The organism is Shewanella sp. FeAMO, from assembly GCF_053653955.1.
Window position 1 is genome coordinate 4,152,008 of sequence record NZ_CM132201.1, and the last position, 26,380, is coordinate 4,178,387.

The 26,380-nt window shown below is 55.4% G+C and carries 15 protein-coding genes; 2 read left to right on the forward strand and 13 right to left on the reverse strand.

From position 1 onward, the window contains the following. Window positions 1–182: 182 nt before the first annotated feature. The 5 genes from ACWAU4_RS18685 to ACWAU4_RS18705 all read right to left on the reverse strand — a co-directional run bounded on the left by ACWAU4_RS18685 (window position 183) and on the right by ACWAU4_RS18705 (window position 6,943). Complete coding sequence (locus tag ACWAU4_RS18685) at window positions 183–923, reverse strand: DP-EP family protein (RefSeq protein WP_208193494.1); 741 nt, start codon at window positions 921–923, stop codon at window positions 183–185. 134 nt (window positions 924–1,057) lie between these two features. Then, window positions 1,058–1,798 (reverse strand): DP-EP family protein, encoded by a 741-nt coding sequence (locus tag ACWAU4_RS18690; protein WP_208194533.1) that lies wholly within the window; start codon window positions 1,796–1,798, stop codon window positions 1,058–1,060. 134 nt (window positions 1,799–1,932) lie between these two features. Beyond that, window positions 1,933–2,286: a DP-EP family protein gene (locus tag ACWAU4_RS18695; protein ID WP_071476765.1), complete on the reverse strand. Its 354-nt coding sequence runs from the start codon at window positions 2,284–2,286 to the stop codon at window positions 1,933–1,935. A 20-nt stretch (window positions 2,287–2,306) separates the two neighbouring features. After that, a complete protein-coding gene (locus tag ACWAU4_RS18700; RefSeq protein WP_432497872.1) occupies window positions 2,307–5,561 on the reverse strand; it encodes an nSTAND1 domain-containing NTPase in 3,255 nt (1,084 codons plus the stop codon). Window positions 5,562–5,656: 95 nt separating this feature from the next. Beyond that, on the reverse strand, window positions 5,657–6,943 hold the full coding sequence (locus ACWAU4_RS18705; RefSeq protein ID WP_208125109.1) for an acetyl-CoA hydrolase/transferase family protein: 1,287 nt from the start codon (window positions 6,941–6,943) through the stop codon (window positions 5,657–5,659). A gap of 278 nt (window positions 6,944–7,221) precedes the next feature. Here ACWAU4_RS18705 and ACWAU4_RS18710 point away from each other — a divergent pair, with 278 nt between their 5' ends. Both ACWAU4_RS18710 and ACWAU4_RS18715 read left to right on the forward strand, forming a co-directional pair. Continuing rightward, the gene (locus ACWAU4_RS18710; protein ID WP_208125110.1) at window positions 7,222–9,942 is read left to right on the forward strand and encodes a hypothetical protein; all 2,721 of its coding nucleotides are present in this window, start codon (window positions 7,222–7,224) and stop codon (window positions 9,940–9,942) included. Window positions 9,943–10,102: 160 nt separating this feature from the next. Next, window positions 10,103–12,814 (forward strand): hypothetical protein, encoded by a 2,712-nt coding sequence (locus ACWAU4_RS18715; protein ID WP_208125111.1) that lies wholly within the window; start codon window positions 10,103–10,105, stop codon window positions 12,812–12,814. Between the two features lie 50 nt (window positions 12,815–12,864). Here the strand turns inward: ACWAU4_RS18715 and ACWAU4_RS18720 are convergent, their stop codons facing one another. The 8 genes from ACWAU4_RS18720 to ACWAU4_RS18755 all read right to left on the reverse strand — a co-directional run bounded on the left by ACWAU4_RS18720 (window position 12,865) and on the right by ACWAU4_RS18755 (window position 25,919). Beyond that, on the reverse strand, window positions 12,865–13,266 hold the full coding sequence (locus tag ACWAU4_RS18720) for a hypothetical protein (protein ID WP_208125112.1): 402 nt from the start codon (window positions 13,264–13,266) through the stop codon (window positions 12,865–12,867). A gap of 81 nt (window positions 13,267–13,347) precedes the next feature. Beyond that, complete coding sequence (locus ACWAU4_RS18725) at window positions 13,348–15,303, reverse strand: BCCT family transporter (protein ID WP_117199975.1); 1,956 nt, start codon at window positions 15,301–15,303, stop codon at window positions 13,348–13,350. 361 nt (window positions 15,304–15,664) lie between these two features. Then, complete coding sequence (locus ACWAU4_RS18730) at window positions 15,665–16,696, reverse strand: hypothetical protein (protein ID WP_025888040.1); 1,032 nt, start codon at window positions 16,694–16,696, stop codon at window positions 15,665–15,667. After that, window positions 16,687–18,351 carry a hypothetical protein gene (locus ACWAU4_RS18735; RefSeq protein WP_208125113.1) on the reverse strand — a complete coding sequence of 555 codons (1,665 nt, stop codon included), beginning with the start codon at window positions 18,349–18,351 and terminating at the stop codon, window positions 16,687–16,689. The genes ACWAU4_RS18730 and ACWAU4_RS18735 overlap by 10 nt, the downstream gene beginning before the upstream one ends. Window positions 18,352–18,400: 49 nt before the next feature. Further along, the gene (locus ACWAU4_RS18740) at window positions 18,401–20,275 is read right to left on the reverse strand and encodes a hypothetical protein (RefSeq protein WP_208125114.1); all 1,875 of its coding nucleotides are present in this window, start codon (window positions 20,273–20,275) and stop codon (window positions 18,401–18,403) included. 92 nt (window positions 20,276–20,367) lie between these two features. Then, on the reverse strand, window positions 20,368–22,215 hold the full coding sequence (locus ACWAU4_RS18745) for a hypothetical protein (RefSeq protein ID WP_208125115.1): 1,848 nt from the start codon (window positions 22,213–22,215) through the stop codon (window positions 20,368–20,370). Between the two features lie 30 nt (window positions 22,216–22,245). Further along, window positions 22,246–24,150, reverse strand: a complete 1,905-nt coding sequence (locus ACWAU4_RS18750) for an NHL repeat-containing protein (RefSeq protein WP_208125116.1) — start codon at window positions 24,148–24,150, stop codon at window positions 22,246–22,248. Between the two features lie 23 nt (window positions 24,151–24,173). Beyond that, complete coding sequence (locus ACWAU4_RS18755; protein WP_208125117.1) at window positions 24,174–25,919, reverse strand: hypothetical protein; 1,746 nt, start codon at window positions 25,917–25,919, stop codon at window positions 24,174–24,176. Window positions 25,920–26,380: the final 461 nt, after the last annotated feature.

The following is a 26,380-nucleotide window of genomic DNA, read 5'->3' on the forward strand; positions in this document are numbered from 1 at the left end:
TAGGAGCTTTTCAGGCGGGAAAGAATCCCCCGATCGGCACGGATCGGAGGGAATAATTACTTTATATCCTTAGTGACAGCTTTAAGATTAGAGCCCCCACACTGAAACGAGAACAAGCAGAATATCTCTAATGAGTGGTATCTGAGACAGACACCACTCCGACTAATGCAATCAAGCCGGATTTAAAGTTCTGGTCGATTAATAACCTCCGGATCCGGGCTGGCCAGCAAGAGTGGCGATTCCTCACTGCTGAACAGGAATTGATACTTGCCTGTGCCTGTATTGCGCATAGGATCATGCAGCTGCAGCATCAGGCCATCGGCGCTGACCTCGACCCGATCGATATGACCATCGAAGGGATTGGTGAAGGCGGCACCGACAAATTTCAGCCCGGCCGGAGAATCTTCCAGGTTCAACAGTTGGTAGGTGATCACCGCTGGTTCACTGACCACCACATCACCACTGCACTCCACGCCCCGCTGTGAATAGTGAAAGCTCGCCTGCCGGGCGCTATCCAGAGTAACACTCAGCACCACGGGCTCACTGACATCACAGTAAGGTAAACGCGGCCTCAACAATAGGTTGTCGGTTTGGCTCAGCTGCGCCGCCTGGTCAAACTCGGTCATCCGTGACTGCCAGCCAAACAGCGCCAGGATCCGATAGACTTCCGAAGCACTCAGTGGTTGTTGCAACAGCCGGCGATCCAGCTTTACCAGGCCCTGCTCGTCAAACACCAAGCTATTGATAAAGGCGGGTAAAGACTGCCCCAAGGGCTCCAACGGTGAAGGCTCGGCCAGCAAGAGTTGCAACTCGGCATCACTCTTTACCGGTGCCATCGCCAGATCGATCTCGGCCTGAGTAGCGGCACTCAGTGCCAGGGGAAAGCTTGCCAGCAGCACGCTGACCATCAAAGCAATACGCATAACGACTCCATGTCAATTCGCTCCACATGCCTTATGTGGAGATGAAAAACTGATTGGGTGGTTTCAGGACAGAAGCCACCCAGGTTAATGTAATCAAGCTTGGATTAAACACCCTTTCAGCAACATAAAATTACTCAGTCGTTTCCGGTATTCACGACTTGAGGATCCGGGCTGGCCAACAGGAGCGGCGATTCCTCACTGCTGAACAGGAATTGATACTTGCCTGTGCCTGTATTGCGCATAGGATCATGCAGCTGCAGCGTCAGGCCATCGGCGCTGACCTCGACCCGATCGATATGACCATCGAAGGGATTGGTGAAGGCGGCACCGACAAATTTCAGCCCGGCCGGAGAATTATCCAGGTTCAACAGTTGGTAGGTGATCACCGCTGGTTCACTGACCACCACATCACCACTGCACTCCACGCCCTGCTGTGAATAGTGAAAGCTCGCCTGCCGGGCGCTATCCAGAGTGACACTCAGCACCACGGGCTCACTGACATCACAGTAAGGTAAACGCGGCCTCAACAATAGGTTGTCGGTTTGGCTCAGCTGCGCCGCCTGGTCAAACTCGGCCATCCGTGACTGCCAGCCAAACAGCGCCAGGATCCGATAGACTTCCGAAGCACTCAGTGGTTGTTGCAACAGCCGGCGATCCAGCTTTACCAGGCCCTGCTTATCAAACACCAAACTATTGATAAAGGCGGGTAAAGACTGCCCCAAGGGCTCCAACGGCGAAGGCTCGGCCAGCAAGAGTTGCAACTCGGCGTCACTCTTTACCGGTGCCATCGCCAGATCGATCTCGGCCTGAGTAGCGGCACTCAGTGCCAGGGGAAAGCTTGCCAGCAGCACGCTGACCATCAAAGCAATACGCATAACGACTCCATGTCAATTCGCTCCACATGCCTTATGTGGAGATGAAAAACTGATTGGGTGGTTTCAGGACTGAAGCCACCCAGGTTAATGTAATTAAGCTTGGATTAAACACCCTTTCAGCAACATAAGCTTACTCAGTCGTTTCCGGTATTCACGACTTCGGGATCTTGGCTTGAAACCAGCAGAGTGTTGCTGCTGTTACTGAGGATCAGTCTAAAGCCTGTCTTGCCCACCACAGAGTTGGTATCCATTAGTATCAACATATCCGGGGCCTCGGTCTTGACCGCATCGATAATGCCGTCGAAGGGGGTATCGAAGGAGGCGCCGACAAAGGCCAGATCCATATCAGTCTTGTCCTGCAGCTTATAGATAATATGAGTATTGGGCTTATCTACCACTACTGGGCCGTCCGGCTCATAGGCAAACTGAGGCACGCGGTTATCATCCAGAGTAATGGTTACAATGATATTTTTTACGGGTACAGACATAGCTTCATCCTTGTTTCTGGTTAGTTTTTGAGGGGGTATTTAAATTGACTAAAACGATAACCAAGAGGCTCATATTTAGCCTTCATTTTCAACAGTTCCTGTTGGTCATCCATGCAATCCAAAGCCATAGCATAAGGCGCGAGTATACGGGCATCACGATTCACAGTGACCCATGGTTGCAGCATTCGGCCGACTTTCTGGCAGTGAGTATAGGCAAAGCTTATATCGTTATTTAACATGGACACACTATAGGCGGTTACAAGCCCAGCCTCGGCCAGGGCTCCCATATCGACAGTGCCCAAAACCGTTTTCTGTCCTAATGCTGTAAAAAACGCTTCTGCCAACAGAGCAAGCTTATGAGCTTGCTGATAATCACCTTGTTCGAGCCGCTCATTGGCAGCGACCAACCAAAAACGAGCCTCCAATTTAAGCTGCTTAGTCGAGGTTTCGCTTGACGGCTTACTGGCCAGATGCCCTCTGAGGGCATTAAGCATGGCTGTTTTTTCTGTTGATGCCGGTAGCAAGCTAACCAGTAACACCTCAACAAAAGATTGCTGCATTCGCCAGCGCTCATTTTCCGGATCGGCCTCAAGCGCGGCAGCAATAGCCCGACTGGCTTCCATTGCGCTCTCTTTGGCCAATTCGGTTTGCTGCACCGCTCTGTACAACTGAGCCAAGATCTCCAGATTTCCGGATAATCTATATAGTTGATAGGGTTCTCCCTGAGCCTGCCGCTTTAACTCTTCGGCTATCTGCCTATGAATGGCGATGGCTGCTTGAATATCCCCTTCTGCACTCGAAGACCTGGCTAGCCAGGAGCGAGCATTGGCGACATCTGCCAGACGCTGAGGGTCATCCGGCGACTCGGCCAGTGCGATCAGCTTGAGCCGCAGCGATTCTTCAAAGCCCTGGCGCGCCTTGCTGAAATCCTGCAGCTTCATCGATAAGGACCCCAGAGAGTTATGGGCGTAGGAGAGCTCCATCAGCGCTTCGCTGTTGTCCGGCGCCAGTCGGTACATGGCCAGACTGTGTTGCAGATAAGCCTCGAACCAGGGGCGGGTGCCCTGCCAATCGCTCTGGTCATACTTGAGTTGCCCAAGCCAAAAGGCATTGGCGCCAAGGGTCTTTAACAGCTCCAGCTGATCTGTACTGCCGGACAGCAGTGGCAAGAGTTTGTCTCTGGCGGCCAGCAGCGCCTTTTCCGCTTCATCCACCCGGCCACGGGAATAGGCCACCTCACCCATGGCTTCCAGTGTCTGGCCATGGCGAAACAGCGCCGCCTCACTCAGGCTGCTGTCGGCCTCGCGAAAATAATCCAGCGCCTTGTTGCTGACACCATCAAGCAGATCCATCCGGCCTATGCTGCGCAGCTTGTCGGCAAAGTCGCCCACCATAAAGCCCAGCAAGTCTTCTGCCGCCAGGCGCTTGGCCTGCGCCTGCTGCTCGGCTTCAACGCTGCGATAACTCATGAATACCGAGATGAGGGTCAAGAGGCATAAAAGCATGAAGGTCGCGCCCTTGAGGCGCCGCTGGCGCTGCCCTCTGGCGCTGGAGGCGGCAACATAGCTTTCGCTGACAGGATCCAGCTCAAGCAGGGGATCGTTTTTCAGCGCCAGCGCTTCGGTCAGCGGCTTTCCCTGGGGCAGCAGAAAATCGCGGCTGCACTGCTGTTGCTGCCAGCGCCTGGCCTGATGGAACAACCTGGCCTTGGCCGCCAGCCCTTCCCTGTGGCTATCTATCCAGTCTCTGGCCCTGGACCAGCGTCTGAGCAAGGCTTCATGGGCTATGCTGAAACCGGGTTCGCTGTCCTCCAGATGGGAGACAAACAGCCGACTGTCGACCAAGGCCTGAACCAAGGCGCGCTCGGCATCCGTGGCCAATTCGGAATATCTGGCACTGCGACTGGTGACCGACTGCTCATCTTCCCTGAGGGTCACCAGCAGCGACAGCACCCGCGGCAGGGCCGCCCTTTGCGAGCTCGCCAAGGAAGCGATGGCATCTTCGGCGGCCTGGCCTATGGCTCCGGCCAGCCCACCCAGGCGGTGATAAACCGCCAGTTGCAACTGGTTGTCGTCACTACGCTGCAGATACAGGGCCTGCAGCATATACTGCAACATGGGCAGGGCATCCGGGTTACTGGCGGCCTCACGGCACAGCAGCTCATCCAAGCCCAGTGCCGATTCAGGGTCAAATTCCCAACTCAAGCCTGCGGCTGCGGCCGGCAAGCGTATCATCTGCAACAGTTCCTGACGGCTGGGCGGCAAGAGGTCGAAATGGGCGCCATTGCCCTTGCCCGCCATCAAGCTGGGGCTGGCAACCACCTGAGGGTAGAACTCATTGCGACAGGCGCTGAGCAGCAATACGGCTCCGGAACGCGCCAGGGTGTCGAGCAGCGCCAGCCCCTGCTCACGGGCGGCGGCCGAGAAGCGCGGCGAAGACAGCAGCACTTCCAGACGGTCGACAAACAGGCCGAACCTGGGCTTCTCCCAACTTTGGGACGGCAGCGCCTGGCAGAGTTGGGCGCAGAGGCTGTCGATATCCTGTTCCAGTGCATGAGCCAGCGTTTCGGCGCTATAGCCGGCCAATACCGGCGCATCGTCCAGCTCCCAGTCAAGCATGGCGGCGGCCAATTCCAGCAGCAGTTGATCTTCGGCGACATCGGCCAGATCCAGTATCGAATAGCAGGCCAGGCCTATGCCGTGAAAGCCCTGAGGCGAAGCCAGATTTGGCAAAATACCTGCGTTGATCAGCGACGACTTACCGCTGCCGCTGGGGCCAAGCAGCAAGCAAAACCCGCGGCCATGTTTAATCTGCCGGGCTATGCGTTCCAGTAAGGCGTTGATCTGTTCGCTGCGGCCGAAAAACACCCCGGCATAATCGGCGCTAAAGGGTTTTAACCCGGGAAATGGTGAGCCCAGGCTCCAGGCCAGCGACGGCAAACTGGCTTCGTGGCCGATGGGGAAACGGACATCGGCTACAATTCGATAGCCGCGTTTGCGGATAGTTTCGATGAAAGAAGGATCGCCGGCCTTGTCGTCCAGCGCCCGGCGCAGCTGATTGATGGTCTTGTGCAGCGGGTTATCGCCCGTGTCGCTGCCGGGCCAACAGGCATCCAGCAGCTCATCGCTGCTAACTACCTCACCGCTGCGACGACACAGGTACAGCAGCACATCCATGGCTTTGGGTTCCAACTGTCGCAAGCGCTTTCCCAGCCGCAAACTATTGCTGCCGGGATCGACCTGCCAATCACCCAAAAAGAAGCTGCTGTCGCTCATGGAACCTACCGCGATAAGAGATTGACCGCATCTTACCCGGTATACAAAGTTAACACCATGATAACAGCGTTAAATTTTACGTAATGAGCGTTAACTCAAATACTCAAACCCCAGAGCTCGAATGTCTCCCGGCACAGGGATTCGCGAAAATCCGGATGCGCTATGTCGATTAAGGCTCTGGCCCGCTCGCGGATACTGCGGCCCCTGAGGTTGGCACAACCATATTCGGTGGCAATATAGTGCACATGGGCCCGGGTAGTCACCACCCCGGCACCTGGGCTCAGCACAGGCGCGATACGGGAAACCGCGCCATTGGCGGCCGTGCTCGGCAGGGCGATAACCGAGCGCCCGCCGGGAGAGAGACCGGCGCCGCGAATAAAGTCCATCTGCCCGCCTACCCCGGAATAGATTCGGGTACCTATGGAGTCGGCGCACACCTGGCCGGAAATATCCACTTGCAGCGCCGAGTTGATGGCCATTACCTGCGGGTTGCGGCGGATAACCGAGGTGTCATTAACCTGCTCTATATCCAGAAACAGTACTTCGGGGTTGTCATCGACAAAGTCATAGAGGGCGCGGCTGCCAAGCGCAAAGCCGGTGACCAACTTCCCCGGATGCACCTTCTTGCGGCTGTTGTTAATCGCCCCGGAGCGATAAAGCGCCAGAATGCCGTCGGAAAACAGCTCGGTGTGGATCCCTAAGTTTCGTCTGTCTGCCAACTGCCCCAATACGGCATCCGGAATGGCACCTATGCCCATCTGCAGGCAATCGCCGTCTTCAACCAGAGAGGCCACATGCTTGCCGATAGCCTGGCTGATGGCATCGGCTCCGGCCATGGGGTGTTCAGGCAGAGGCGAACTCTGTTCATACACGGCGGCAAAGCGGTCATAGGGTACAAAGCTGTCGCCATGGGTGCGCGGCATTTGCGGGTTGATATGGGCTATGATGCGGCCGGCCACATCGCAAGCGGCGCGGCTGGCTTCGACACTGATCCCCAGCGAACAGTTGCCATGGCTGTCCGGCGGCGACACCTGTACCAGCGCCGTATCTATGGGTTGCTCGCCGGAGCGAAACAGCTTGGGCACCTCGGATAAAAAGACAGGCACATAATCCGCCTCACCACTGGCCAACAGGGCGCGGGTCGGGGCGCCGCCAAAGAAACAGCGATGGCGCAGATGGCCCTTGAGCTCGGGCACACTCAACGCCTCGGCTTCCTCGGTATGCAGTTGCAGCAAGGTCAGGTTCTGCCGCGTCATGGCATGCTGTGCCAGCACCTCCAGCAAGACTCTGGGGGTGGCTCCCATAGAGTGGGTCCAGATATATTCATCATTCCCTATCAGGGATACCGCTTCCAATGCACTGGAACAAACTCTTGGCGCCATGCTGCTTCCTTATTAGCTCGGTGATTTGCTCCTAACCCTAGCCAGTTGCTCTGGGAAGGGCAATCCCTTGCGGCCAGCCAAGGCCCCTTGCCGGTGGAAAGTGGGCGCTACGCCACACTGGGCCTCAAGCCACGTCCAATTTCACAAAAATGCCGCTGCGGCGGATAAGGCGTTTACCCTCAAGGTCTCAGTCGTTAGACTAGCCGGGCCCCAGGCTGCAGCTGCAAGTTCCACTGAGTAGCTGTGCCCGGGCAGGACTCAAGTTTCAAGGAAGTAGTATGTCTCAGTTCGACAAGACCCTCAGCGTCAGCCTCAATCCAGAGGATCCCGCCAGCATCGCCCTGGCATTGCAGCAATACCGGCAACACCTGAACGACGGCAGCGCCTTTCGGCTCAATGGCTCCTTGCTGTTCAATATCGAGTTCGTCAATCAGCAGCAAAGGCCGCTTAACCGTGACGATGCCGGTGCCAACCGCCCCTTGTTGGAACACGCCCTAGATGCTGCCCGCCGGGATCACAGACTCAGCTTTTACACCGAGCCGGTACTCTTTGCCGCAGCGCTGAACTTTCCTGAGTTATTGGACGAGCTCAAGGCCACAGCCGAGGCCATGGTGGCCTTCTCCCGCCACCGCAATGACTCCAGCGATCTCTTTATCGATGACTACAACGTCTTCGGGGTGGAAGCCCTCTACATGCTGGCCAGACAATATCCCGAGCTGAGCCATTATCTGGCCGCCTTTCTGGTGCCGTACTGGAACTTGGAAAGCTTCTACCAACCTGTGTTACTGCTGGGCAAACTGGTGGAGGAGTTCGGCTGGCGCCGCGAACTGATCCACGCCTATCTGCACTGCGACGGCGAACAGAATCGCCGCTGCTTTTTCCAGACCACTGAGGGTGATTCAGTCAACCTCAGCCTACTGGAACATTTTGCCGGGCATCCGGACGATTACCCCTGGTTTAAGGCGCAGCTGCTCAAACGTCTCGAACAAACGCCACTGCTGGCCTATGCCAATGAACAACCGCTTGAACAAACCCAGCCGGTACTGGAGTTCTTCTACAGTCTGGGCGACTGGCCGGTAGAGGCTGACATTGACGACACTGAACTGTGGCGGGATCGGGTCAAGCAGCAATTGATCATGGGTCGCCGGGTAGAGGATGAAGCACTTTCCTTGCTGGCGCAGCTGAGCGAGCAGAGCCAACCTCTGGTAATAGTGGCAGAGGCCTGGCGGGAAGACGACCGCCATACTCTATGGCAAACCGGGGAAGAGCAGGCTCTGGCAGAGGACTATGACTGGGATCAGTATGATAACGAGCCGGACTCTGACTATGCCGAGCTATTTTATGACCTGGAAGAGCCGGAAGACTATCTCAGGATTGGTGAGCTGGAAGAGCTGGATGCCGAAGTAGGAGAGGCTATGCTAAGCGCGCTGGCCGAACTGCCCAAGAGCCTTGGCGCCTGCGCCTATGCCGCCTATCGCCTGAGCCGCCTGAACTCGCCCCAAAGCTTAAGCCCGGAAGCCGACAAGGCCAACGAGGCCGCGGCGCTGCTTCGCTGGCTGGCGCAGCAGCTGCCATTACAGTTTCAGCACCATATCTTCTATGAGGGCGGGGAGTACCAAAAGAAAAGGCGTGAACATCGCCTTCTCAAGAGCTGGCTCACGGATATAGACACCGAGGGCGATGTTACCAAGATGGCTCAAATTGCCTCTGAGATACTCTATACCAGTAAGGACGGAAAGCGTATTGCACTCTTGTGGTCCAATGGTAATAAAGGATTCCAAAACGGCTTGTTGGCGCTGTATTTCCTGCTCTGCGCCCCGGAGCTCGAAGCGCCGCAGTGGCAGGCCTTAAAAACCCTGGCACAAAGGCACTGGCAGCTATGGCTGACGTTGGATCCGCTACAACTGATTGAAAAAATTTATTATTGCTGGGCTGACTACGCCTTCTATCCGGCCATTGACGATGAGCATATCGAGGCCGAATTGCGGCAAAACCTGCTCAAGCTGGGTGTCAGCGAGGCGCAGCTCGATGCTCATTGCCTGCTGACAGGACAACAAGTGGCTGCCTATCGCCCGGCCGATAAACGCTTCTGGCAAGGTTATATCACCAGGCTTAGCCGGTTTGCCGAAGCCGACCCAGAGGATGACGGCATGATAGGCCGCCGCCTCTGGCAGCAACAACAGCAGTTATTGCAAGCGCTTGACTCTGGCCGCGAGCTGCCGAGGCTGAGCTTTTTTGGTCATCTCAAGGCCAACTTCCCCGAGACTCCCTTGCCGCAGGCGTTTTTCGAACTGTTTGATCTTTGCCTGCGGCAAAGCTTCAGCAAATCATTTACCGAACAGCAGGCGCAAAACCTCTGCCGCCAACTCAAGGCTTATCTGGCGTCGGGCGAAGGGCTTGAGCCCTTGACGCCCCAAGCCACGGCCGAGTTGCAGGACTGGGCGCCTTGCCGCTCGGACGACCCCACCGATGCGGCGGAGCTCAGCGACTTTGTCTGGCTGCTGCCTGAAGCGCAGGGGCGAGGTTTGGCCCTATTTCTCGCAGGCCTTGGAACCCAAAGCCTGTATTGGCTTCACCGGCCGAGTGTGGAGATGGCCTATGTCAACCACCTCATTGCCGAGGGTGGTCTCTCGATGGCGCAGCGCTGGGAAGATCAAAGCGTGGGACACAAGCGTCACAGCGACTATGACACAGGGTTAGCCTTTCAGAGTGCCAAGGAAAACTGGGCCCTCTCCTGGCTGGACAGCATAGGCGTAGCACCGCAAAGCACTGTCTATTTCGCCGTAAGCCAAGGCCGCGCCCCGGCCCCCTTCCTCAAACATTTGGCCGATGAGGGGCGACTGCCGGAGACCTCGCAGCTCTTGACCATAGACGAACGTGTACGCCTGCTGAAGTTGCTGGCACAAGCCAGGGTTGACGCCGAGCTTTTCAGCTCCTTCCTGCTGGACGAGTCAGCCGCGGTCCGGCAACTGGCCAAAGATTTGGCGCAAGGCTCTTAAGGAAGGCATTGATAAAAAGCAGTTGGGAACACCCCAATAAACGAGTAATAACAGGATAACTGCCGCGCCCTGACTCATGGCGCGGTCGCCGGTTGTTTAACAGGAAGTGCCTTACAGGCAACGACCGGCAAAAGCATTAATTTAATATCAAGGAAGCAATATGTCCCAGTTCGACAAAACCCTCAGCATTAGCCTCAAGCCACAAGATCCCGCCAGCATCGCCCAGGCGCTGCAGCAATACCGGCAACACCTGCACGATGGCAGCGCCTTTCGTCTTGAAGGCTCCCTGCTGTTCAATATCGAGTTTGTCAACGAGCAACAGCAGCCACTCAGCAATGACGATGCCGGCGGCAACCGCAACTTGCTGGTGCATGCACTCAGCGCCGCTCGAGTGCACCACACCTTTAAATATTGCACTGAAGCCGTGCTGTTTGCCGCAGCGCTGAACTTCCCCGAGCTATTGGACGAGATCAAGGCGACAGCCGAGGCCATGGTGGCCTTCTCCCGCTGTCGTAACGACTTTAGCGATCTCTTTATCGATGACTACAACGTCTTCGGGGTGGAAGCCCTCTACATGCTGGCCAGGCAAAATCCCGAACTGAGTCATTATCTGGCCGCCTTTCTGGTGCCTTACTGGGATTTGGACAGCGGCTACACACCCGTGGAACTGCTGGGCAAACTGGTAGAGGAGTTCGGCTGGCGCCGCGAACTGATCCACGCCTATCTGCACTGTGATGGCGAACAGAGCCGCCGCTGCTTTTTCCAAACCGCCGAGGGTGATCCAGTCAACCCCAGCCTGCTGGAACACTTTAGCGAGCATGCTGACGATTACGCCTGGTTTAAGGCGCAGCTGCTCAAACGTCTAAAGCAAACCCCACTGCTGGCCTATGCCGATGAACAAACGCTGGAAGAAACCCAACCAATACTGGAATTCTTCTACAGCCTGGACGACTGGCCGGTAGAAGCGGAACTTGAAGACACTGAGCTGTGGCGGGATCAGGTCAAAAAGCAATTGATCTTGGGGCTCAGGGTGGAAGATGAGGCGCTGGCGCTGCAGGATGCGCTCGGCGTTGAGCCCAAGGCACAGGTTGCCGAAGCCTGGTTGATGGACGACAGGTTCGCCCCCTGGCAGCAGGATAAAACCGATACTGGCAGCGCCCAGGCAGAGCCGGAAAGTGGCAAGAGCTCCGGACAAACTCAAGGCGACTGCCAACTACCCAGCTTGGATGAGCTGCCTTTTTTCCTGCTTAGCCATACCTGCAAGCAAAGTGACTTCGCACAGTTGGATGCAGCCATTGCCGATCGTCTACAGGCGGCACTGGACAAGTTGCCGACCCACTTGGGAGGCGTCGCCTATGCCGCCTATCGGCTCGTCCGCCCCGAGTGCACAGCGGCAGAAACCCAGGCTCTGCTTGGTTGGCTGGAGCAGCATTTCCTCACTGCCTATATGCGTGTCTTCAATCGGCATGGTGGCCGCTTCAATAACGATAATCCGCAGCATTTGACACTCAAGGCCTGGCTCACTGAGGCCAAGGAGCAGCAGGATGCAGGCACTATGGCCGCCGTTGCCGATTCGCTACTCGACAAGGATGGCGGAACCCGCGGAAGCCAGATAAGCCAGCATCAAGCGGCCTACTGGTTGTTTTTCCCGGACGATGGTTTCCAGTGCGGCCTGCTCAGCCTGTTTTTCCTATTAAATAGCCAAATGCCACAGGCTCACACCGAACTGCAGATCCTGGCTAAGCGCCACTGGCAACTGCTTTTGAAACTGGCGCCTATGGTGCTCATCAGCCGCATCAGTCAGTTTTACGCAAACTATGAAGGATATGCCGCCATAGATGATCCGCAGACAGAACAGAGCCTGCATCAAAAGCTGCTGGCACTGGGAGTCAGCGAGGCGCAGCTGGATGCCCATACTTTGCTGCAAGACAGGCGTATCGCGCGCTATGCGCCGGCCAACGAGCGCTTCTGGCAACGTTACCTCGAGCGATTGGCAAGCTTTGCCGAAGGCGATCCCGAAGATAACAGCATGATAGGCCGCAGCCATTGGCTGGCTCAACAAAAGCTGTTGGATGCCCTCGGCTATTGCGATGAAACGGCCATGCTGGGGTTTATTGCCGATCTCAAGGCCTGTTTCCCGGAGCGCCCATTACCGCAGCAAGCCTTTGAGCTATTTAACCTCAGCCTGCAACGCGGTCTGGAGCAAAGACTCAAACCGGCAGCGGCGAAGTCTGTCTATGACAAGTTACAGGCCTATTTGCAAAGCGGCGAAGGCTTGGAAAACCTGACACCACAAGCCTTGAAACTGCCGGTTCTACAAGGTTGGGATCCCTACAGCGATTATCGCGGCAAGGTTGGCGTGGCAGACTTTGTCTGGCTGTTGCCTACCGAGATGGGAGAGCGACTGGCACTGTTTCTCAGCGGTCTTGGGAAACGAGGGCTGCACTGGTTGGGCTGTCCCAGTGTCAGGGAAGCCTATGTCAACCATTTGGTTGCCGAAGGCCATCTGAATATGGCCGAGCGTTGGCAGGATGAAGCGCTTGGGCACTCAAGCATCGGCGATGTCGATGTGAGCCTGCAGCTTGAAGCCGACAAGGAGTTCTGGGCGCTACTCTGGTTGGATAGGATAGGTGTGACGCCACAGGCCACTGTGTATTTTGCCATGCACGAAGGGCGGCAACCTGAGTCTTTCATTATTCACTTGGCCAGCCAACAGCGGCTGCCGGATATGTCCAGGCTGTTGACCGCTGATGAGCGCAAACGCCTGCTGGAAATCATCGCCAAGTTTGATTGTCTGACCGAAGAAAATACAGAGCCATTCAAGCAAGACGAGTCGAGCGTCGTCAAGCGTATGCTGGGCAAGTTGTTTTAAGGCTAAAGAGGCGTTGCCGATTAGCGCGGCAACGCCTCTTTAAGATAGTTTCAGCTGCCTTTGAGTGAGCGCAGGAACAAACCTATGCCACCTGTCAGCAATACCAGGATCACCAAGAGATCAAAACTGCTCATGCTACGCAGGCTAAAGTGAATGGTAGAGATCACCCCAAAGATCATCGCTGTGATAGAGCCAATCGCCAATAACCAGCCAAGAATATTCTTGCCGTTATAGAAAATCATCCCAACCCCCAGAATAAAGGGCACCAGGATCATACCACCTGTGATCCCCCACTGGCTGCCAAACGCGGGGACACCATACAAGCGGGTGCCCAGACCAAAACTGCTGGATACCCTAATGGCGTTGAGCAGCATGTAACCACCACCACACATCATGGTAAGGCCAATAAAAAATTGACCGACACCGCCGGAACTCCCTCCCGCTCCATTCATGTAAAACATCCTATATTCAATTGATTTATGCGGCGAAAATTCTAGCCGTTTTAGGCCCGGGCGGCAAACCGGGCCATAAGGTTACGAGTCGCGGCCGTTGAGGCGTTCAATAATCTGCGCCTTGGCTTCTTCCTGCGCCTGCTGCGCTTCCTCTTCCTGTTTCTGCCGCATCAGTTCGTTGAAGGTAATACGGGCAGCCTGAGCTTGCTCCGAGGCTTGCAGCTTACGTTCCTTCGCCGCCATGGCTTCATCTGTGAGGCGCTGCAACTCGGCAAGTGACTCATCGGGCGCATCCCCCAACTCCAGGTGCGACTCACTGCGGCTCAAGGCTTCACGGCGCAGCTGCTTTTTCAGCTCCCAGATGGCATCCAGGGCTTCACGCTCGGCGTCGGCGGCTTCAATGGCGCTGTCCCGCAATTGCTCAAACTTGGCCAGCGCCTGGCCTTCACGGCTCCAGGGATCGACCTCAGGCAGATCCGAAATATTAATCACGGGATCCTCGTAACCATCCTGATGACTCAGGTCCAACATGGCCGCCTTGACCCCGGACATCATCAGCATCACGGCTATCACCAAGAGTGGCAAACCACCAACGATAGCCGCTGTCTGCAAGGTAGCGAGCCCACCCATAAACATCAGTACCGAAGGCATAAAAGACAGAGTAAAGGCCCAGAACAAGCGGTTCCAGCGCAGTGGTTCCTCGGTGACATTGTTTTGCACCACAGACGCCAGAATATAAGAGATGGAATCAAAGGTAGTAGCGGTAAAGATGATACACAGGAGGGTGAAAACAGCGATCACCAGATAGCTGAACGGCAACTGCTCCAATACGGCGAATATCGCCCTGGTCGCCCCTTGATCATTGAGGATCGCCACCACATCCAGCTCACCGGATAATTGCAACGACAAGCCGAAGTTACCCAAGATCATAAAGTACATGGCACAGCCCAGAGAGCCGAAGAAAATCGAGCCGGCCACCATCTGTTTGATGGTTCGGCCACGGGAGATCCGCGCCACAAACAGTCCCATGCTGGGGGCAAACACCAACCACCAGGCCCAATAGAAGATGGTCCAGTCCTGAGGGAAGTGGGTGTTCTCAAAGGTGCCCAAACCACCGAAAGGCTCGGCCCAGGTCGCCATGATAAAGAAGTTGCTCAGCATCCGCCCCAGAGAGTCCAGGCCGGTTTCCAGCATAAAGATGGTTGGACCGGCAAACAGAATAAATGCCAGCAGCGCCAGCGCACCCCAGAAGTTGATATTACTCAGCACCTTAATGCCTTCATCCATCCCCTTGTAGGAGGAATAGGCAAACAGCGCTGTACACAAAAGTAATACGGCTATCTGACTGCCTGTGGTCGATGGCAGATCAAACAGGTAACTCAGGCCTTCGTTGATCAGTGGCGCCGCCAACCCCAGAGTGGTAGCCGCCCCACCGAGCAGACCGAAGATAAACAATACATCGATAAACTTGCCGAGCTTACCGTGACTGCGGCCTTCACCTATGACAGGCATCAAGGCCGCCGACACCTTGAGCACTGGTTGCCTGCGAACATAAAAGAAGTAAGCGATGGGGATGGCCGGGATCAAATAGATGCTCCAGGCGATGGGCCCCCAGTGGAATATGCCGTAAGTGGCGGCCCAGCGCACGGCTTCTTCACTGCCGGCTTGAAGCTGGAACGGCGGGTGTTGATAGTAATAGGCCCACTCAATAGTCCCCCAATAGAGGATGCTGGCGCCTATACCACCGCAAAACAGCATTGCCGCCCAGGAACCTGTGGCAAACTCGGGTTTTTCATCGGCATCGCCGAGCTTAATCTGACCGATATCCGAGAAGATGATATAAATCATGAAGAAGAATGCCGCCAAGCCGAGCGACAGGTAAGCAAAACCCAACTTATCCGTCATAAACGCCTTGGCCACGGCTATCCATTCGGCGCCTTCTGCAGGAAATAGAGCCAGCGGGATCACCACCGCAAGCAGCAAGCCCAGGGCGCCAAAGAAAGTGGTTTTATCTATGAGTTCGAAGTGTTTTTTCATATTTTTGCTCTTCTGTTCGTCCCCGTTCGGGAGCTGGGGCCGCTGCTGGACCCATGCCGGATAAAATAGGCGCAAGTGGCCATTCAGTCGATTATCTTTATCCGGAAAACGTACGAAAAGTGACGTAAATCAATAGGATGTTACATGATGAGATGTTTGTGTCCAGCTTGTATGAATTGCTGAATCGCTCAGTCGTTGCTGATTAAAGCGCCTAAGACCATAAGGATTTATGCTCTTGATTGCAAGTTTGCCCAGTCTGGGAGGTGTCATTCATAAAAGCCAAGGGGCCCACAGTCACAGGGGCCCCATACAGACAAAGTACCAACAACCGGCAGAATCTGGCTGTCAGTCTGCCGCTTCGCTACTGCTTCAGCTTCATCCAGGCGGCCTGGGTTTCACGACTGCTTCTTGGGTCCTTTGGCACCAGCCAAAGCAGCATCATATTCAGCAGTGAAGTCGAGAGCATAGCTCCCCAAAGCAGCATGAGAGAGAGTGTGATAAGGATGTAACTGGCGTAGGAGTCCATAAAGGACAGGGCCAGACTGATCACCACACCACTCCCGGGTAATAACAGCAGAGTAATAAACAGCATCAAACATACCGTCTTGGCGACTGACCACCCCAGATTACGAGCCCTGCGACTGATAATCCTGTAGCCGAAATAGAGGCTGGGCAGTAACCAAAACATGATGAGCGTCCCTGTCCCCTGCCCTTCAAGCCGCAGCAGAGAGCGCAACGCAAAAGAAGGGGAACCGGAAGTTTGCACCATAAAGATTAGACATCCGAGAAACAATCCGTTGCAGATCCCCAGTATCATGCTGCTGCGAAAGAAAGCCAACGCCGGCGTCTGACGATCGGGATCGCACCCCTTACGATGAGCCAGTAAAGGGTGTTCCGGTTCAACTTTTACCAAGGGAGGACGAAACAGGTAAATCAATAACTGCGCCACCAGCCAAACAACAGCGCAGCCCAAGGCAAACATCAAGCCAAGCCAAGGCATAGTCTTGTCAAACTGGATCATGCTCAGTAGCGTTGGATAAGAGAAGCCGAACAGGATGTTCACCAATGCCAGAGGCACACCGCCCAAATACCCGAACGCCCGTCGACCAATAGCAATATGCGCTGCCAGCAACCCAGCACCTATGCTGAGTTGTAGCCCAGTTGCCAAGATAGCCAACAGTGAAATAAAGAAGTCGACCTCTTGGATTGCCAGCAGCAGTGAAGGTGAGAACATGTACACCAGTTGCCACTGATAATGGATAGCCAGTATGGGCAGCAGCGCAATAAAATAGCGACTCCGGTCGCGGGCTTTTTCCGCCCCGCCAAACTCTGGCTGAACAAAGAGATCGCTAATCACCCTCGCCATGCTGTTGGCCGATTGTCTCAATCCCATTCCTCATCCTCCTCGGTATCAGAGTGCAAGCTCAAAAATGCTTGCCATTCAGGGCTGTTGCCATGGCGCAGACTCAATTGATACAAGGCATCGCCTTCACCACCAAAGAAGTTTTCATGGTCAACATCCAGTGCATTGCCGTATTCGGTAATAAGAGGCAGGTACTGCACATCCTGTAATCCCAACTGCAAGGCACAACTGGCCAGCGGCGTCCCCCAGTTGGCGCCATCACATTGATCACTGCCGTCAAAACCGCGGCAAAACTGCTGCAGAATTTGCGCCATCAGCGGCAAGGCTTCGGCATGACAGGCTGAACGTTGGAAAAAACGGGCCTCATCCCATTGCTGTTTACCATCGGTAAACCTAAAGGCCAAGGTCTTGCCGTGCAACAGCTTGCTGCAATCCTGAGTCAGTGACTGCAGTTGGCGCAGCGCGTCGAGTTGGCCTTCGGTACTTTCGAGATCGGCAACCTTTATCAGCGTATGTCCAAAGCATTGCAGCGCCTGGCGCTGCGCCTCACTCAGCCTCCAGTTGTGCTGCCAGTGACAGGACTCCAGGGATAACGGGATAGGGCTGCCTTGCCACTGTGCAGGCTCAGGGAAAGGGCAGCGCAGCAGTTCTTCGCGATCCGAGAAGATCAACTCTGTACCTACATGCAGCAGTTGCCCCTTTGCCAAGAGGGTCAAAGGCGGCGTTTGCGGATCCAATGCCAATCTGACCACCAAACCATCAGACCAACTCAGCCACAGCCCATCGGCCTGCCAGATAGAAGTATCCAACTGTTCGAGATGGAAAAGCGCATCCTCTTCGTCTTCACAAAGCCGCACAACTCCGGCCTCCGAGCGCTCACCATTGTCGAGATTGAGCCATTCAACTCCAATGACAACACCCGCATCTGTCTCTCGAATCACTGGGATGGCCGCCAGGGCTCGTTGCGGACAAACAGCAATCGCCCCAGGTTCAGGGTCCCATTCAAGCACCGAATCGTCCAGGAGAAATACCTTGAACTTCACCCCTTCTCCCTGGATATCAATGCGAACCATGTAGTGCAGTTCTTCGTCTTCATCTATGACATGCATAAGCAGGCTGTTGTCCGGCCCGGCATAAAGACGTTGATTGAGATTGGTGTTATTCAAACAAAAGTAAGGCCCATCCTCATCCAGATAGTCATAACCACCGCCAAAACAATCTTCATCATACAGCTGGGCTGAAATCTCGCTGACAGTGCCAACTTCAGGAATAAGAGGCAGGCGTTGCAAGGTTAAGTCCGTATCCTTGTCCATCTCATAAAACAACACCAGCAAGGCATCACCATCACTGTTGACAACACCCTGGACACTACCAAATTTGCTTTGATAATCATGCAGTAAACGGCATTGCTGCTGCGCGGGATCGTACAGATAGAAAGCGCCAAATTGGTTGCCAAAAACACAGGCGCCATCCCGGGTTTGCCCTTTCAGGGTCACCAATCCCTTGGATGAACTCAACTCGGCAGCCCAAAGCAGTTCGGTGCCACCTTCATCGAACGGACGCATCTGCAATAGATGGAGAACCGGGCCACCTATATCAGACTTTACTTTCAGCAACCTGGGGCCCAATTCGCTGGCCCGGGCGTATCTCTCTGGATACGGGGCAAAATCCAAAATCTCAATCACAAAACAACCCTTTGTTATTTATGATAATTACCTTTGGTTAATCATCATTTCATTGATAATCGTCTTCATCCTGACGGCTCATTTCATATGGCAAGCGGCGGTTAAAGTCCTCGCCGCCAGGGGTATCGGCATACTTGCCGAGCAAGGTATCCAGATTGCCATCCTGTTGGAAAAACAGCTCATGATCGACATCGATACAGTTGAGGTATTGGGCCACCAGCGGCAGATATTGGCTGCCGGCCAATCCCAATTGCAACGCACAGTCGGCCAGCGCCGGCTTGCTGATGTGTGGATCGCTGTAACAGTAATGGAGCCGCTCATTGGCAATGAATAGCCCCAGCAGACGCGCCATATAGTTCCGGCCTTCCAATTGGAGGGCCACAGCCTCAAAGAAGCGCGCCTCATCCCAGCTTTCGTCGGCATCATGAAAACCGAGGCGCAAGTCTTTACCCGACCTGAGCGATTCAAAATCTGTCAATGCCCGCAGCACCAGCTTGTCCAAGGCCTCAAGCCTCGCACTCGCTGACTGCAGATCCCTGACTTCGATTCGCGAAAAACCGAGCAAAGGGGGAACTGTATCCTGCACCTGGGCCTGGGCATGGAAGCTGCTCCATTCTGTCTGCTGTAATTGCACAGCAAAGCTCGCGTCCATGGCGGCGGGCGCTTGGTTCATCTGGCTGGTCAGATCCAAAGTGGGGTTGGGATTGACGTTGGAATTGACACGCCACAGATAATGCCAGTCGGTCAGCAAAGCTCCCTTGCTGAGGAGCTTCATGCCCTCCTCGTCGTATAAGTCATCTTCGCCATCCGGGAGATACAGGGGTGAGCGCCACTGCCCGTCCAGAGAAACCTTGCGGGTCGCGCCGCCATGCCAGCCAAGCCAAAGCGCCGCTTCGTCATTGCAGTAGGCAATATCATCCAGCTGTAGCCAGAAACGCCCCTGGGCCTCTTGCCATTCGAGATTGTCGACATCGGCCGGAGCCAACAGCATGTCGGCGTCATCGGCCAGTTGCTCACGGGTAAATTGACGCACGCAAAAACGGCCTATCTCGCGGCCAAGGCGCAAGTCGATGCGCTGCAACTGATACGCCAGCGCCTCGGTTTCAGCATCAGCTACCCGGCTCAACTCCATGGCCGGCAGGGTAAGCTCACCACGCTCACTGTCCAGCGCCAGGGCACACTCCCAGAGCGCTTCATTCCCCGGCGGATTGGGCAGAGGCATGGCCGCCACCTGCAAGGGCTCGGAATAACGGCCCTGCCATTGAACTTGGTTAATGCTACTACCTACGGGGTCACTGCCCACGACAGCCATAGGGTCCAGCCGCAGCAAAAACTGCCAGGCCTGGGGCCGACGACGCTTACTGCGGTGACAATGCAGGATCAAGCAGTTATCCGGCCCGGCATAGAGGCGATCGGTAAAACTCAGCCCCATGCTATCCGGCAGTCCGGTCTCATCGACCTCGGCCCAAGGGCTGCCCTGATTATCCACCTCATCATTCAGCTGCATGGCAGCCGAGGGCGAGAGGTCCCTGTCCTCCAACCAGTACCAGAGCGTTAAATCGTAACAGCAGCGCCGGTCATTTTCGCCCAGTGATGCCAGGGTTAGGCCATCACTCAATACCGCGACTTTGAGATATTCCATCCCGGTATGAGCCAAAAACTCCTGCTGCCGACGCGCCAGATCCACCAAGTAGATACAGCCCTGCTGATCCCAGATAACACAGCTCTGCTCACGCCCCGGCACCCCATGGAAACAGCCACTGACCTGCATAGTGCCCTCGGCCATGGGAAAGTCTGTGCTCCAGACGAGCCGATAACCCGAGCCCGTATCTGCCGCTTCATAGAGATACAGGCAAGGGCAGCCATTGTCCGCATCGATGTAGATGAGTTTCCCGTCGCCAACCGGCGAGCATGTGAATGACATATTTCCTCGTTCTTCAGATCATAGGGCTCTGGCTTTAAGCTGGGGCGACACACTTGAGACAGAGCCACACAAAGCGTGTTGTTGCATTGAACTCAGTCCAGATAAGCCCCATCCTCGGGGCGAAGCTCGGCAGGTAAGAGGTCGTAAAACTGCTTACCCTCCAGGGTATCGGCATACTTCTCCAGCAAGTCCTGCAAATGGCCGTCCTGCTGGAAAAACAACTCATGATCCAGATCGATACACTTAAGGTAGCGCGCCACCATAGGCAAAAATCGACTGTGACTCAAACCCAGTTGCAACGCACAATCTGCCAGCGCCGGCTTACCCAGTGCCGGGTCACTAAAGCAGTTGTGGCATGATTTGTCGCGTATGAATGAGAGCAGCAACTGCAACATCAGATTCCAGGCCGGCTCCTGAGTCATGACGGCTTTAAAAAATTGCGCTTCATCCCAGCTCTCATCGGCATCATAAAATCCAAAGCGCAGGTCTTGGCCTGATTTGAGAGATTCATAACCACGCAAGGCCTCGCTCATCAAGGTCGTCAGAGCCTCGAGTCTGGCACTCTCGGATTGCAGATTGTTGACCTCAATCCGTTTATATCCAAGTAGAGGGGGGATCTCCTGCGGTTCTGCAGTTGCACTATTTAAGCTGCGCCAGTATTCGCTGCTTGTAGCAATGTCGCAGCTCGCTTCCATGGCAGCCGGTTCAGTATCTAGCCGGCTGGCCGCATCCAAGGCTGGATTGGGGTTGAAACTCCACAGATACTCCCAGTCGGTCAGCAAAGCGCCACTGCCGAGCAGATTCATTTCATCGGCATGGTATAAATCACGCTTGCCATCCGGGAGATACAGGGGTGAGCGCCATTGCCCGTCCAGAGAAACCTTGCGGGTCGCGCCACCATGCCAGCAAAGCCAAAGCGCTGCTTCGTCATTGCAGTAGGCGATATCATCCAGCTGTAGCCAGAAACGCCCCTGCGCCTTTTGCCAGGCCAAATTGTCTAAATCTGCCGGGCCCAACAGCATGTTGGCATCGCCGGCCAGTTGCTCGTCGGTATAATGACGCACACAAAAACGCCCTATCTCGCGGCCAAGGCGCAAGTCGATACGCTGCAACTGATACGCCAGCGCCTCGGTTTCAGTATCCTGCGCCCGGCTTAAAGTCATTGCCGGCAGGATAAGCTCGCCGCGCTCACTATCCAGCGCCAGGGCACACTCCCAGAGTGCCTCGTTTCCTGGCGGAGTGGGCAGAGGCATGGCCGATAATTGCAAGAGTTCGGGATAACTTCCCTGCCATTGAACTTGGCTAAGATCACTGCCCACAACAGCCATGGGGTCCAACCGCAGCAGGAATTGCCAAGCCTCCACCTCATCGCGCTCACTGCGGTGACAGTGCAAGATCAAACTGTTATCCGGCCCGGCAAAGAGGCGATCGGTAAAACTCAGCCCCACTCTGTCCGGCAGTCCGGTCTCGTCGACCTCGGCCCAAGGGCCGCCCTGATTATCCACCTCATGGTTGATACACTGAACGGCTGAGGGCACGGGAGCATTGCCATCCCGCCAGTGCCAGAGACAGACTTCGTAGCAATAGCTAGACTTATTTTCACCCAATAATGCCAGTGTTCGGCCATCACTCAATACTACGACTTTGAGGTTTGCTATCCCAGTTTCGGCGAGTAGTTGCTGCTGCCGTTGCGCCAGATCCACCAAGTAGAGGCAGCCTTGCTGATCCCAGATAACGCAACTCTGCTCACGCCCGGGTACTCCATGAAAACAGCCACTGACCTGCATAATGCCCTCGGCCTTGGGAAAGTCTGTGCTCCAAATGAGTCGATAGCCAGAGCCACTGTCTGCCGCTTCATAGAGATACAGGCAAGGGCAGCCATTGTCCGGGTCAATATAGATGAGTTTACCGTCGCCAACCGGCGAACTTGTGAATGACATACTTCCTTATCCTTTTCTCATAAATGACAGTTACTTATAGTCATCATCTTCGTCGTCAAATTCGTCATCGTCGTCATAGTCGCCTTTCTCGCCCTGCTTAAACTCCGGGTCGTTATAGGGGCTTGGGACCGCCGCCAGGAAAGCCGCCAGCTCTTGCGAGCCCTGATGTTCGGCAAAGATCACTTTCAAGGTGCGATTGATATGAAATGGATGCACAGGCAAGGCGCTGAGAACATTGAAATAGTCCGCGAGTTGCGGCAAAGCCTGCCTGTGCTGGCTGAGCGCCAAGGCAGCCTCGGCCAGCACTGGCTGCCCCTCGGCTCCCAGCAAACACCTGGCCTGGGGCAGACGGCAGTATGCCGCCAGGATGGCCGCAATCAACTCAGGCCCCTGCTCCAGACGCACGGCATAGTGGAAGAAGTCGTATTCACTGTGCCGGTTCCCCAAACCATCGACAAAGGCAAACCAGAGCCTGCCAGGCTCAGTAACTGCACTATGGGTTATTTTCTGCTTCAAGCGGTCAAGCCAGCCGGCTCTGGTTGTTACTGAGGCTAAGGGCGCTCCGCACACCTCCCCCAGGCTCTGCTCCAATTTGGGGAGCACCGCCAGTAGCTGCTGCAAGAGTTGCAACCTGCCTTGATTTGATGTCAGATCGTCACAATAGAGAGTCACCCTGCCACTGGGGCAAGGCTCGGCCTGTAGTTGGCTGGGAATTTGCAGCGGCTTGGGTTGATAGCTGCAGCAATTGAGCGGGCACTTTTGCTGTTCGGCAGCCAGCAGGCTCTGGGGCACAGCAGCTTGGGAATCGATGTCGACCGAGTAGTGACTGGGCTCATCGAGATCACCGAATGCCAACCAGAGCCGCCCTTGGTTAACCCCCTTAATCATGACCAGATCACCACCATAGTGGCTCAAGGGCCGCCACTGCCCCGCCGCATCTTGGCTACCCAGTTGGTACAGAGGGGAAAGCCTCTCGCCCTTCGGCGACACCTTTTGCATCCCCCCCCCTTTCCAGCCCAGCCAGAAGACTTGATCCTGCTCACAAAAATAGCTGGAAGTCAGGCTGTTGAGCAGTTGCTGCCATTCGTCGTTATCCTGATGGGATATCTCACCGGCGGCAATCCGCTCCAGCGCTTCCTGAACCGCTTCGGCATCATATTCATCACAAATATCGGCCATGGCCGGCAAGCGCACCCCGGCATCGATTTGACGGCCGAGATTCATATCTATCAGCTGCAACCTGGCTTCGTAACGCACAGGCTCGCCCTCGGCCTGATGACGGCTCACGCCATCGGCGGCCAGGGTAGAGATAAGGCCGTTGGCACGGTTCTGGAACCAATAATCCTGCGTTGAAACCTGCACTGGAGCCGGTTTCCCCGGAAGAGGCTGTTCGGACCAGGTTTCGTTTGACGGGTCAAAATACACCAGTTGCTGAAAGCGGAAGCGATAACCGCCATGCTCATTGCGACCATAAAAAGCCACGCGTCCATCCCGGGTCAGAATCAGTGACTCAGGCTCGATTTCGGCACTCACAGGCCAATGCTGCACCGGCTCCATGGCCGCGAGATCGACCTTGAGCAAGCTGTGGCCGCGGCGCGCAGCGACGCCCACCCGCCCGACCACCCACAGGGTCTGTTTGTGGCTATCTAGCCAGGCCCCGGGGGTTCCGGTGATTTGCAAATCCAGCACCAGCTCACGACTGCGCGCCTGATAATCGCAGACAAAAAGCAGTCCATTTTGGCCCAAGGCCAGGAAGCGAGTGTCATCCAGCCATTGCAACAAGGCCAGCTCGCCATCCTCGGTTCCCGGCAACTCACATTGCCACAACAGGGTGTCGGCCTCATCAGCGCTCTGGATAACCTGAATAAGCTCTGGGCCGATAAAAAACAGCTTGGCCTGTTGCAGGCGGATATTGGTTCTTACATTGGCATTCATTGAGTTATTCCTGTGATTTGCAATCAGGCGGGGGAAATCGGCCAGGGCAAATCCTGGACAAAACGGCGATATTGGCGGCTCTTGAGCAGCCCCTGGCCGTGGCGCCGTTGAATAAGCGGCACTGAGTGCTGTTGATGGAAGGCGGCGCCTGGACCATCAGCCAGCATATTGAAGTAACGGGCCAACAAAGGCAGATAAGCTATGTCATCACCGGCCAGCGCCAGCACTGTATCCGACAAGGCCGGCTTATCGGCGCCGCTGCGCAGACTTGCCGCATCAGGATAGGCCAGCAGCTTCTCAACGGCTTCGGCCAACAGCTCGGCGCCGCCCGGCACAACTATCAGCGCGGCCACAAACTGCGCCTCGGTCCATTCACTGCCATTTCTGTCATTAAAGCGCCACTCCAGGCGCTCACCCTTGGCGCTGTTTGGTAAGTCGGCCAGACGGCCGACCATCTCTTTGGCGCTGGCCAGCAAACACTCCCCCAGTTCCAGATAATCGGCCTCAATAATATTGAGCCCCGCCTCACCATGGGCCAGGCTCTGCTGCTCACTCATCACTAATTCAGGTTTAGGCCAGAAGTAACAGGGCAAACTCTGGCAATCGGCGTCCCCTGGCAGCATGGGCGTGACAGTACTGGTATCCAGTGCATATATCTCGAACCCCACCAGCAACAAACGATTAGCCGTGGGTGAGGTCAATTGATAGTCATAGTGGTCAAAGGCAACCAGGGCAAAGGGATTGGCTTCGTCGCCGGGGAGTGGGCATTCGTTGGCGCGATAGCGAGGCGACAACGCCTTGAGGCGGAAGTGTTCCTCTGGCGCCAGATAGCCCTTAATCAGCTCGCCACTACGCAACCTCAGCCAAAAAGCGGCTTCATCCCGGCAAAGGCGGATACCGCTCAGCCCGTCAGACAGGCTTTCGAGCGCGTCAGTCAGCTCTTCTTCATCACAGGCATCTTCACCGCTCCTGAGCGACTCAAGCAAAGTGGAAAACTCATCCGGATCCAACAAGCCATCATGGCTGTCAAACCAAAACACCGGCTGTTGCCAAAGCACGTCAAGGGATTCGAGTGCCACCAGTTGCAACTGCAACCCAATGCGTGGACTGTCACCGCTCTCATCCAACAGACACTCAGAAACCGGCAATAAGGCCAACTGCCGCTCAGGGCAAAGGTGTATGCTCGAATAACGGCTAGCTTCAAGCTGCGGTTTGCCCTCAATCCGGTGAAATCGGCTCTGGCCATCGACCACATTGGTGCACCAGAAGCCATGCTCCCGCTGCGCCAGAGAGTCGCATTCACGCTCATAGAATAAAAAACAACCGTCTCGGCGCCGCACCATGGTGCTGCCAAGGCGGCGATCATCCAGATATTCAGGCAACCAGATATCCTTAATCGGTCGCCAGTCGGCCAGCGACCAGCCCAGAAGACAGGGATATTCATCATCCCCTCTTGGCTGCTCGGCCACATACCAGAACTCGCCTCTGTCTTTATCCAGCCAACCATGACCATAGATGCCGACATTTGGCAGATTGACCATCAGCCGAGGCCCGGTTTCGATATCACCGGCATAGATCTGCCCGGAGCGGGTGGCGACCACAAATTCACTGTCGCTGTAGAAGGCGCTCAGCACCACTTTATTCTCGGCCTGGGGCAACTCATACTGCCAAAGCAATTGCTGACGGCCGTCAGCCAGCGGCGTCAACAGCTGCAACTGCGGGGCACCGACCTGCTTCGGGGAATGTAAAATCAATTTGGCAGCTGTCATTTGAGACTCCTGTTGTTAACAGTAAAGAGATAGCCGAGCCCGTAAATCGAAACGGCATAATGAGATAGCCCAAAGGCACCCATCAAACATAAAACCAACTTGGCATGGCTAATGGGGCTTGCCAGGTGCGTATGCAAAGCAAATAAAGGGGAAGGTAACGCTTGGCCTAGATTAACCAGAAGCCTAATGGGAAACTGAACGACAATAGCAGTTTTCAAAACAATCCTTTTCGATGGCCTTAAGGCCTGGGCCCATCCAGGGCTCGCTGATATAAATTCGGCAGGAAGCATAGTGACTATTGGCACACAGGATACAACCGGCGCCGCACATATGGCTTCCTTGGTGGAGAGGTGAATTCTGACGATTATGCCGCCCCATGACAAGCTTGAATGCCAATAAAGTGATGCGAGTCAATAGGGAAGAAACAAAATTTATACAATTATCAATCAACACAAAAGATG

What these genes read in the sequence shown, in the direction of transcription:
- ACWAU4_RS18705 (WP_208125109.1), bottom strand. Translation starts at nt 6,943, where the DNA reads ATGGCGCCAAGAGTTTGTTCCAGTGCATTGGAAGCGGTATCCCTGATA.
- ACWAU4_RS18710 (WP_208125110.1), top strand. Translation starts at nt 7,222, where the DNA reads ATGTCTCAGTTCGACAAGACCCTCAGCGTCAGCCTCAATCCAGAGGAT.
- ACWAU4_RS18685 (WP_208193494.1), bottom strand. Translation starts at nt 923, where the DNA reads ATGCGTATTGCTTTGATGGTCAGCGTGCTGCTGGCAAGCTTTCCCCTG.
- ACWAU4_RS18730 (WP_025888040.1), bottom strand. Translation starts at nt 16,696, where the DNA reads ATGGGATTGAGACAATCGGCCAACAGCATGGCGAGGGTGATTAGCGAT.
- ACWAU4_RS18750 (WP_208125116.1), bottom strand. Translation starts at nt 24,150, where the DNA reads ATGAATGCCAATGTAAGAACCAATATCCGCCTGCAACAGGCCAAGCTG.
- ACWAU4_RS18690 (WP_208194533.1), bottom strand. Translation starts at nt 1,798, where the DNA reads ATGCGTATTGCTTTGATGGTCAGCGTGCTGCTGGCAAGCTTTCCCCTG.
- ACWAU4_RS18700 (WP_432497872.1), bottom strand. Translation starts at nt 5,561, where the DNA reads ATGAGCGACAGCAGCTTCTTTTTGGGTGATTGGCAGGTCGATCCCGGC.
- ACWAU4_RS18725 (WP_117199975.1), bottom strand. Translation starts at nt 15,303, where the DNA reads ATGAAAAAACACTTCGAACTCATAGATAAAACCACTTTCTTTGGCGCC.
- ACWAU4_RS18740 (WP_208125114.1), bottom strand. Translation starts at nt 20,275, where the DNA reads ATGTCATTCACATGCTCGCCGGTTGGCGACGGGAAACTCATCTACATC.
- ACWAU4_RS18715 (WP_208125111.1), top strand. Translation starts at nt 10,103, where the DNA reads ATGTCCCAGTTCGACAAAACCCTCAGCATTAGCCTCAAGCCACAAGAT.
- ACWAU4_RS18745 (WP_208125115.1), bottom strand. Translation starts at nt 22,215, where the DNA reads ATGTCATTCACAAGTTCGCCGGTTGGCGACGGTAAACTCATCTATATT.
- ACWAU4_RS18755 (WP_208125117.1), bottom strand. Translation starts at nt 25,919, where the DNA reads ATGACAGCTGCCAAATTGATTTTACATTCCCCGAAGCAGGTCGGTGCC.
- ACWAU4_RS18695 (WP_071476765.1), bottom strand. Translation starts at nt 2,286, where the DNA reads ATGTCTGTACCCGTAAAAAATATCATTGTAACCATTACTCTGGATGAT.
- ACWAU4_RS18720 (WP_208125112.1), bottom strand. Translation starts at nt 13,266, where the DNA reads ATGAATGGAGCGGGAGGGAGTTCCGGCGGTGTCGGTCAATTTTTTATT.